7 protein-coding genes and 1 pseudogene are annotated in these 9,362 nt (G+C 72.4%); 1 reads left to right on the top strand and 7 read right to left on the bottom strand.

Going from position 1 to position 9,362, the window contains the following annotated elements; translation table 11 throughout:
* The 4 genes and pseudogenes from MHW47_RS27230 to MHW47_RS27215 all read right to left on the bottom strand — a co-directional run.
* A pseudogene (locus tag MHW47_RS27230) lies at positions 1-933 on the bottom strand ([protein-PII] uridylyltransferase); the annotation flags it as partial.
* Positions 934-981: 48 nt separating this feature from the next.
* Positions 982-1,320, bottom strand: a complete 339-nt coding sequence (locus MHW47_RS27225) for a P-II family nitrogen regulator (protein ID WP_239226416.1) — start codon at positions 1,318-1,320, stop codon at positions 982-984.
* Positions 1,317-2,678, bottom strand: coding sequence for an ammonium transporter (locus tag MHW47_RS27220; RefSeq protein WP_239226415.1), 1,362 nt, complete (start codon positions 2,676-2,678; stop codon positions 1,317-1,319). Before MHW47_RS27220 ends, MHW47_RS27225 begins: the two co-directional genes overlap by 4 nt.
* Positions 2,679-2,931: 253 nt before the next feature.
* Positions 2,932-4,404: a hypothetical protein gene (locus tag MHW47_RS27215; RefSeq protein WP_239226414.1), complete on the bottom strand. Its 1,473-nt coding sequence runs from the start codon at positions 4,402-4,404 to the stop codon at positions 2,932-2,934.
* 360 nt (positions 4,405-4,764) lie between these two features.
* On the opposite strand from MHW47_RS27215, the gene MHW47_RS27210 reads away from it, so the two are divergent.
* Positions 4,765-5,424, top strand: a complete 660-nt coding sequence (locus tag MHW47_RS27210; protein ID WP_239226413.1) for a bifunctional DNA primase/polymerase — start codon at positions 4,765-4,767, stop codon at positions 5,422-5,424.
* Positions 5,425-5,519: 95 nt separating this feature from the next.
* On the opposite strand, the gene ftsY is transcribed toward MHW47_RS27210, so the two are convergent.
* From ftsY to MHW47_RS27195, 3 genes are all read right to left on the bottom strand, one after another.
* A complete protein-coding gene (gene ftsY, locus MHW47_RS27205) occupies positions 5,520-6,719 on the bottom strand; it encodes a signal recognition particle-docking protein FtsY (protein WP_239226412.1) in 1,200 nt (399 codons plus the stop codon).
* 44 nt (positions 6,720-6,763) lie between these two features.
* Positions 6,764-8,188, bottom strand: coding sequence for a sugar porter family MFS transporter (locus MHW47_RS27200; RefSeq protein WP_239226411.1), 1,425 nt, complete (start codon positions 8,186-8,188; stop codon positions 6,764-6,766).
* A 102-nt stretch (positions 8,189-8,290) separates the two neighbouring features.
* Positions 8,291-9,362 (bottom strand): AAA family ATPase (locus tag MHW47_RS27195; protein ID WP_239226410.1); only part of this gene is annotated, 1,072 nt, incomplete at its 5' end.

Here is a 9,362-nt window from a genome sequence, read left to right as displayed (position 1 = left end):
CAGGGTGCGCAGCCGGGGCCGGGCGGAGCGGGCGCGCAGCACCCGGTCGACCTCGCGCCAGGTGACGTCGGCGGCGTAGGAGACGGTGCGGGCGGCTTCGTAGAGGCGGCGGAGCAGGGCGTCGGCGTCGAGGAGGCCGAGGTCCCGGGCGACCTGGTCCTGTTCCTGGAGGGCGAGCCGGTCGGTGGCGCGGCCGGTGGCGAGGTGGAGGGCGTCGCGGGCGTCGAGCAGGGTGCGGCGGGCGTCGGCGAGGCCTTCGCGGGGGGCGTCGGCGAGCCAGGAGGCGGCGACGGCGCGCAGGGCGGTGGTGTCGCGGAGGCCGCCGCGGGCCTCCTTGAGGTCGGGTTCCAGGAGGAAGCGCAGTTCTCCGGCGCGTGCGGCGCGGTCGCGGCAGAGTTCGCGGAGGGCGGGCAGGCGGACGGGGGCCTGGTTGCGCCAGTCGGCGAGGATCGCGGTGCGCAGGGCGGCGGCGAGGCCGCGGTCGCCGGCGACGGGCCGGGCGTCGAGCAGGCCGAGCTGGACCTTGAGGTCGCCGGCGGCGGTCCTGCGGGCCTCGGCGGGGGTGCGGACGGAGTGGTCGAGGGCCAGCCCGAGGTCCCACACGGGGTACCAGAGGCGGTCGGCGAGGGCGGCGACGGCGGCGGGGGCGGCGGTGCCGTCGTGCAGCAGGAGGAGGTCGAGGTCGCTGCGCGGGGAGAGTTCGGCCCGGCCGTAGCCGCCGACGGCGACGAGGGCGGCGCCCCGGACGCCGCTCTGCTCGGCCGCCGCGGTGAACAGGCCGGTGAGCCAGTCGTCGGTGAGGGCGGCGAGGGCGGCGCGGCGCGGCGCCCCGGCGTGCTCCTTCCGGTGGAGGAGGCGCAGCCGGGCCGCCGCGTAGCCGCCGGGCCCCGGCTCCTCGGATTCGGATGCGGTGGTGGTGTCGGTGCTCGTCACCAGGCTGCCCCTTTCCGTGCGTGGAGCCGTGCGGATCGTGGTGTCCGGTCAGAGGGCGTCCGGGCCGCGTTCGCCCGTGCGGACCCTGACGGCGGTCTCGACGGGGACGCTCCAGACCTTGCCGTCGCCGATCTTTCCGGTGCGGGCGGCCTTGACGACGACCTCGATGAGCTGGTCGGCGTCCTCGTCCTCGACCAGGACCTCGACGCGGATCTTGGGGACGAGGTCGACGGTGTACTCGGCGCCCCGGTAGACCTCGGTGTGGCCGCGCTGACGGCCGTAGCCGCTGGCCTCGGTGACGGTGAGGCCCTGGACGCCGAAGGCCTGGAGGGCCTCCTTGATCTCGTCGAGGCGGTGGGGCTTCACGACTGCGGTGATGAGCTTCATGCGTCCACCTTCTTGTTCGCCGGGGCCGCCGGGGCGGCGGGGGCGGCCGGGGCGTGGCTGCTGGTACGGGGGGCCGCTCCGCCGCCCGCGCCGCTGAAGTCGTACGCGGTCTCGGCGTGCTCGACCTGGTCGATGCCGGAGACCTCGTCGTCCTCGTCGACCCGCATCCCGATGGTCTTGTCGAGCGCCAGGGCGAGGAGGGCGGAGACGACGAGAGAGTACGCGAGGACCGCGAGGACGCCGACGGCCTGCTTGCCGAGCTGGTCGAAGCCGCCGCCGTAGAAGAGGCCCTTGGCGTCGGACTGGACGCCGCCGGTGGCGAAGAGGCCGACGAGCAGGGAGCCGATGACGCCGCCGACGAGGTGGACGCCGACGACGTCGAGGGAGTCGTCGTAGCCGAACTTGTACTTGAGGCCGACGGCCATGGCGCAGACCACGCCGGCGATGGCGCCGACCGCGATGGCGCCGAGCGGGCTGACCGCGCCGCCCGCCGGGGTGATGGCGACGAGTCCGGCGACCGCGCCGGAGGCGGCGCCCAGCGTGGTGAAGGAGCCGTGGCGGAGCTTCTCGTAGCCGAGCCAGGCGAGCATGGCGGCGCCGGTGGCGACCTGGGTGTTGACGAACATGACCGCGCCCACGCCGTCGTCGTTGCCGAGCCAGGAGCCGGCGTTGAAGCCGAACCAGCCGAACCAGAGCAGTCCGGCGCCGAGCATGACCAGCGGCAGGCTGTGCGGGCGCATCGGGTCCTTCTTGAAGCCGACGCGCTTGCCGATGACCAGGATCACGCCGAGTCCGGCGGCTCCGGCGTTGATGTGGACGGCGGTGCCGCCGGCGAAGTCGATGACGCCCATCTCGAACAGCCAGCCGCCCGCGCCCCAGACCCAGTGGGCGACCGGGAAGTAGACGACGGTGACCCACAGGGTGATGAACAGGGCCCAGGAGGTGAACTTGACCCGGTCGGCGAGGGCGCCGCTGATGAGGGCGGGGGTGAGGACGGCGAACATCAGCTGGAACACGGCGAAGACGTAGACCGGGATGGTGTAGCCGTCCCAGAGTTCGGTGACGCCGATCCCGCTGAGGCCGACGAAGTCCTGGCTCCAGCCGATGACGGAGCCGGTGTCGGTGCCGAAGGCGAGGCTGAACCCGTAGAGCACCCACAGGACCGTGACGATCCCGAGGCTGATGAAGCTCATCATCAGCATGTTGAGGGTGCTCTTGACGCGGACCATGCCTCCGTAGAAGAAGGCGAGGGCCGGGGTCATGAGCATCACCAGGGCCGAGCAGATGAGCATGAAGCCCGTGTTGGCGGCGGACAGCGTCGGGGCGTCTGCGGCAAGTGTCGTGATGCCTGGGGGCATCGGCGTCTCCTCGTCGTCGGTGCGGTGCGGCTGGGAGACGAGAGTCGCGCGGTGCCGTTTCGGCCGGTGCGCCGTGATGTTTCGCCGCGGTGACGAAGGGGAGCGACGTGTTACGTCCCCATGAAGCGCGGGTGCCGCGCCCACGCGGACCGGCCACGGCGATCACCCGGTGACCTGGCAATGGGGGGAGCCGAAGTCGGTCTGTGCTGGGTGATCGTCGTGGCCGGGGTATACGGGGCCCGGGGCGGCCGTGCTAGACGGCCTCCACGGTTTCGGGCAGTTGCTCGATGAGGAGTTCGGTGAGCCGGGCGACCTCGGGGACGTCCCCGTAGTCCCGGGCGGCGGTGTCCACGGTCTTGCGCAGCCGGGTGTTGACGCGCTCGGAGCGGACCTTCTTGGCGACGCGCAGCGCCTGCTCGGCCGGCACCGTGCACTCCTCGGGCTCGCCCTTGAGCAGGTGCACGGTGGCGAGGCCGATGAGGTTGAGGGCGTAGGACCGCTGGTGCTCGTCGTCCTCGCCGAACAGCTGGACGGCCCGCTGCATGACGGGCTCGGCGAGCGAGGCGTACGTGGGGCTGCGGCCGGCCACGTAGGCGAGATCCCGGTACGAGTGGCTGTTCTCGCCGTTCAGCTCGGCCTCGGAGAAGAAGCGGATCCAGTCGGGCTCGGGCTCGCCGTCCAGGCCGGCGTCCTGGAAGGTGTCCTCGGCCATGCGGACCGCCCGCTTGCACTTGCTGGGCTGGCCCATGTTGGCGTAGGCGCGCGCCTCCATCGCGTAGAGCATGGCCTGGGTGCGCGGGGTCGCGCAGTCCCGGCTGCCGTACTGGGCGAGGTGGATCAGCTCCAGGGCGTCGTCCGGGCGGCCGAGGTGGATCATCTGGCGGCTCATGCTGGACAGGACGTACGAGCCGAGCGGCTTGTCGCCGGCCTCCTTGGCGGCGTGCAGGGCGAGGACGAAGTACTTCTGGGCGGTGGGCTGGAGGCCGACGTCGTAACTCATCCAGCCCGCCAGTTCGGCCAGTTCGGCGGCGCAGCGGAACAGACGCTGGGAGGTGGCGGCCGGCTGCGGCTCCTGGAGCAGGTCGGTGACCTCGTGGAGCTGGCCGACGACGGCCTTGCGGCGCAGACCGCCGCCGCACTGCGCGTCCCACTGGCGGAACATCGCGGTGGTCGACTCCAGCAGGTCCAGCTCGGGGCCGGAGAGCCTGGAGGGGCGGCGGGAGGCGGTGGGTTCCGGTTCGGCGGCGGGGGCGGCCGCGACCGGTACCAGCCACCGCTGCATGGGCTCGATGAGGGCGGGTCCGGCGGCGAGGGCGAGGGAGCTGCCGAGGAAGCCGCGCCGGGCGAGCATCAGGTCGCTGCGGGAGAACTCGCTGAGCAGGGCCACGGTCTGGGGGCCCGCCCAGGGCAGGTCGACACCGGCTACGGAGGGTGCCTGGTGCGGGGTGCGCAGGCCGAGGTCCTCGACGGCGACGACGCTGCCGAAGCGCTCGGAGAACAGCTCGGACAGGATGCGCGGGATCGGCTCGCGCGGCTGCTCGCCGTCCAGCCAGCGCCGTACGCGGGAGGTGTCGGTGCTGACGTGGTGGGCGCCCATCTGGCGCGCCCGCCGGTTCACCTGCCGTGCCAGCTCGCCCTTCGACCAGCCGCTGCGCACGAACCACGAGCCCAGTTGCTCGTTCGGGCGCTTGCCGGCATTCGTCTCGCCTGCGCCGCTGCCACTCACTGGAACGCCCCCATCCCGCCGAATCCTGTCGCGCAAAGCACTGCCAGAATGCCGCGAACTCATGTTTGCCGTACGGGCGTTGCGCCCGATCGAACAGAAAGCCGGGATGCCTCCGGCATACCCGTGGGCGCACATACTTCCATGGTTCGTGTACCGACGGTAATCCTACGATCACCGGCTCCGCGAGGCCCTTCGCGCAATCGCCACCATTCGCCACCCCTTCGATTGAACGCCACCCACACGGGTCGCGATTCACTGGAACGGGCGATCGGTACGGGCGCGAGGAAGCGCCCAGGGGCGCGCGGGCGGTTGCACGCTCCGCTTCGTAACCACCGGCCGGCCGGACCCGTTGGAGGGGGCATGGGCTTCACGATCGGCATCCGCGAACTGCGCACCGGGGCGCGGCGGCGCGCCCGTGCCGCCGCCGGGACGACGGAGGTGGCCGAGTACACCGGGCTGTGGGGCTGGGCCGTCGTGCCGGGGGCCCGCGTCTCGGGCGGCGTCTGCTCCTGCGGGGACGGCGGCTGCCCCGATCCGGGCGCGCATCCGCTGGAGTTCGCGCGGGAGGTACCGGCCGGGGCCACGCTCGACGCGGTGACGCGCGCCTGGGCCGAGGTGCCGGGCGCCTCGGTGCTGCTGCCCGCGGGCCGCTCGTTCGACGTGCTGGACGTGGCGGAGGCGGCCGGGCGCCGGGCCCTGGTGCGGATGGAGCGGATGGGGCTGCCGCTGGGCCCGGTCGCGGTGACCCCGCGGGGCCGGGCGCAGTTCTTCGTCGCGCCGGGAGCCGCCGACGAGCTGCCGGGGCTGCTGTACCGGATGGGCTGGGACGACGCGGGGCTGGACCTGCGGGCGCTGGGGCGTGGCAGCCACATCACCGCGCCGCCCTCCGACCTCGGCGGGTCCGGCCCGGTGCGCTGGCTGCGGCCGCCCGGTCTGGACGGGGCGACGCCGCCCGAGGCGCGGCTGCTCCTCGGCACGCTGGCGTACCTCTCCCACCGCTGGGCGGCGCCGCTCGGCTGAGCCGCGTACTGCTCCCGGGACCGACCCCGTACCGGCCCCGGAACGGCCGTGAGCCCGGCCGTGCGGCCGGGCTCACGGGTGGTGTGCCGGGAGGGTCAGTCCCCGATCAGGGCGTCCACGAACGCCTCCGGCTCGAACGGGGCCAGGTCGTCCGGGCCCTCGCCGAGTCCGACGAGCTTGACCGGGACGCCCAGCTCGCGCTGGACGGCGATGACGATGCCGCCCTTGGCGGTGCCGTCGAGCTTGGTGAGGACGATGCCGGTGATGTCCACGACCTCGGCGAAGACCCGCGCCTGCACCAGGCCGTTCTGGCCGGTGGTGGCGTCGAGGACGAGCAGCACCTCGTCGAGCGGGCCGTGCTTCTCGACGACCCGCTTGACCTTGCCCAGCTCGTCCATCAGACCGGTCTTGGTGTGCAGCCGGCCGGCGGTGTCGATGAGCACCACGTCGGCGCCCTCGGCGATGCCCTCCTTGACGGCGTCGTAGGCGATGGAGGCCGGGTCGCCGCCCTCGGGGCCGCGCACGGTGCGGGCGCCGACGCGCTCGCCCCAGGTCTGCAGCTGGTCGGCGGCGGCGGCGCGGAAGGTGTCGGCCGCGCCGAGCACCACGCTGCGCCCGTCCGCGACGAGCACGCGGGCCAGCTTGCCGGTGGTGGTGGTCTTGCCGGTGCCGTTGACCCCGACGACCATCACGACGCCGGGGGTCTCCAGGCCGCCCTCCGTCTTCACGGCGCGGTCGGAGTCGGTGCCGAGCTGGGCGAGCAGCTCCTCGCGCAGCAGGGCGCGCAGCTCCTCGGGGGTGCGGGTGCCGAGCACCCGGACGCGCTCGCGGAGGCGTTCGACCAGCTCCTGGGTGGGGGCGACGCCGACGTCGGCGGTGAGGAGGGTGTCCTCGATCTCCTCCCAGGTGTCCTCGTCCAGGTTGTCCCGGGACAGGAGCGCGAGGAGCCCCTTGCCGAGGGTGTTCTGGGAGCGGGCGAGGCGGGCCCGGAGCCGGACCAGCCGGCCGGCGGTGGGCTCGGGGACGTCGAGCGCGGGGGCGGCGGGCGCCTCCGGCTCGACGGTCTCCGGGGCGGCCTCGGCGGGCGGGGCCGGGACGTCCTCGATGGTGCGGCGCGATTCCTCGCGCGGCTCTTCGGCCTCCTCGCCGACACGGGGCTCGGCGGGAGGTGTGAGGGTCGGCGTGCTCGACGGCGCCGGGGGCAGCTGCTTCTTCTTGCGGCTGCTGACCACGAGCCCGCTGATCACGCCGACCGCGACCAGGGCGATGACTACGGCAAGGATGACGAATTCCATAACCCACCCAGTATCGGTCACCTGGGCCGGCAATCGCGGAAGGGTCAGCCCATCTCCTCCAGCGCCTTGCCCTTGGTCTCCTTCACGAACTTCAGGACGAACGGGATCGAGAGCGTCGCGAAGCAGGCGTAGATGATGTACGTGCCCGACAGGTTCCAGTCCGCAAGGCTCGGGAAGCTCGCGGTGATCGCCCAGTTGGCGATCCACTGCGCCGAGGCGGCGACGCCGAGGGCGGCGGCCCGGATGCGGTTGGGGAACATCTCGCCGAGGAAGACCCAGACCACGACACCCCACGACAGGGCGAAGAACAGCACGAACACGTGGGCGGCGACGAGTGCGACCGCGCCCTCGGTGGTCGGGAGCTTGCCGTCCACCAGATCGGCGGAGAACGCCCACGCCTCGAAGGCCAGCGCGACGGCCATGCCGCAGGAGCCGACCAGGGCGAGCGGGCGGCGGCCGACCCGGTCCACCAGGATCATCGCGATGACGGTACCGATGATGTTGACGATTGACGTGGTGAACGACCAGAAGAACGAGTCGGTCGGGTCGATGCCGACGGACTGCCAGAGCGTCGCCGAGTAGTAGAACGCCACGTTGATGCCGACGAGCTGCTGGAACACCGAGAGGCCGATACCGACCCAGACGATGGGCAGGAAGCCGAAGCGGCTGCCGAGCAGGTCCCTGAAGGACGACTTGTGTTCGCGGCGCATCGCGGTCTCGATCTCGTCGACCCGCGCGTCGAGGTCGACGCCCTTGCCCTCGACCTCTTCGAGGATCTTCCGGGCCCGTTCCCGCTTGCCGATGGAGAGCAGGAAGCGCGGCGACTCGGGGATCGCGAACGAGAGCAGGCCGTAGAGGACGGCGGGGACGACCATCACACCGAGCATCCACTGCCAGGCTTCGAGCCCGCCGATCTTGCCCCGCTGGTCGCCGTCCGCGATCTGCAGGATGCCGTAGTTGACGAGCTGGGAGATGGCGATGCCGATGACGATCGCGGCCTGCTGGAAGGAGCCGAGCCGGCCCCGGTAGGCGGGCGGCGACACCTCGGCGATGTAGGCCGGGCCGATCACCGAGGCCATGCCGATCGCGAAGCCGCCGATGATGCGCCAGAAGGCCAGGTCCCAGAGCGCGAACGGGAGCGCGGAGCCCACGGCGCTGATGGTGAACAGGAGGGCGGCGATCTGCATGCAGCGGATGCGGCCGATGCGGTCGGCGATCCGGCCCGCCGTGGCGGCGCCGATCGCACAGCCGATCAGGGCGATGGCGATGACCTGGGCCAGCGTGCCGGAGCCGATGTCGTAGCGGTCGCGGATCGCCTCGACGGCGCCGTTGATCACCGAGCTGTCGTAGCCGAACAGGAAACCGCCCATGGCAGCGGCCGCGGTGATGAAGATGACATGGCCGAGGTGGTCCGGGTGGGCCGTGCGGGCCCCGGACCCCGCTCCAGGTCCTTGCGGTGTACTGCTCACGTAAGACCTCCCTGGGGCCGGGCGCCTCGGCATCGGACATGGGTGAACTGCTCTCAAGTGGCGCACATCTTCGGCCCCGCCACCACTCGGCTACCCCCGGGATCAGCGAAGACGCTGACTGATCACCTTCGAGACGCCGTCCCCCTGCATGGAGACCCCGTACAGCGCGTCGGCGACCTCCATCGTCCGCTTCTGGTGGGTGATCACGATGAGCTGCGAGCTCTCCTGGAGCTCCTCCATGATCCGGATCAGCCGCTGGAGATTGGTGTCGTCGAGTGCCGCCTCGACCTCGTCCATCACGTAGAACGGGCTCGGCCTCGCCTTGAAGATGGAGACCAGCAGCGCCACCGCCGTCAGCGACCGTTCGCCGCCGGACAGCAGGGAGAGCCGCTTGACCTTCTTGCCCGGCGGCCGGGCCTCGACGTCCACGCCGGTGGTGAGCATGTGCTCGGGGTCGGTCAGGATCAGCCGCCCCTCGCCGCCGGGGAAGAGCCGCGAGAAGACGCCCTCGAACTCGCGGGCGGTGTCCCGGTACGCCTCGGTGAAGACCTGCTCGACCCGCTCGTCCACCTCCTTGACCACCTGGAGGAGGTCGGCGCGCGTCTTCTTCAGGTCCTCCAGCTGCTCGGAGAGGAACTGGTGCCGTTCCTCCAAGGCCGCGAACTCTTCCAGGGCGAGCGGATTCACCTTCCCGAGTTGCTGATACGCCCGTTCGGCCGACCTGAGCCGCTTCTCCTGCTCGGCCCGCACGAACGGCCGGGGCCGGTTGCGCGGATGCTCCGGGTCCTCGGGGAGTTCCTCGCCCTCGGCGGGCGGGGACGGCGGCACCGGCTGGTCGGGTCCGTACTCCGCGACCAGGCCGGCCGGTTCGACGCCCAGCTCCTCCAGGGCCTTCGTCTCCAGCTGCTCGATCCGCAGCCGCTTCTCGGCCCCCAGCACCTCGCCCCGGTGCACGGAGTCCGTCAGCTTGTCCAGCTCCCCCTTGAGGTCCCGGCCCCGCAGCCGCTCGGCCGCCAGCTCCCGCTCCCGCTCCCCCTTCGACGCCTCGGCCGCCGCCCGCTCCCGCTCCGCCCGTACGACGGACACCTCGACGTGGGCCAGCAGCTGCCGGGCGCCCGAGGCCACGGCGGCGGCGACCTCCGCCTCGTGCCGCAGCCGGGCGCGGCGCCGCTCG

Origin of the sequence: Streptomyces sp. OfavH-34-F (genome assembly GCF_022347745.1) — a bacterium.
Taxonomy (GTDB): domain Bacteria; phylum Actinomycetota; class Actinomycetes; order Streptomycetales; family Streptomycetaceae; genus Streptomyces.
Note: the sequence above shows the minus strand (reverse complement) of the source record. Positions and strands in the feature narration are given on the sequence as shown.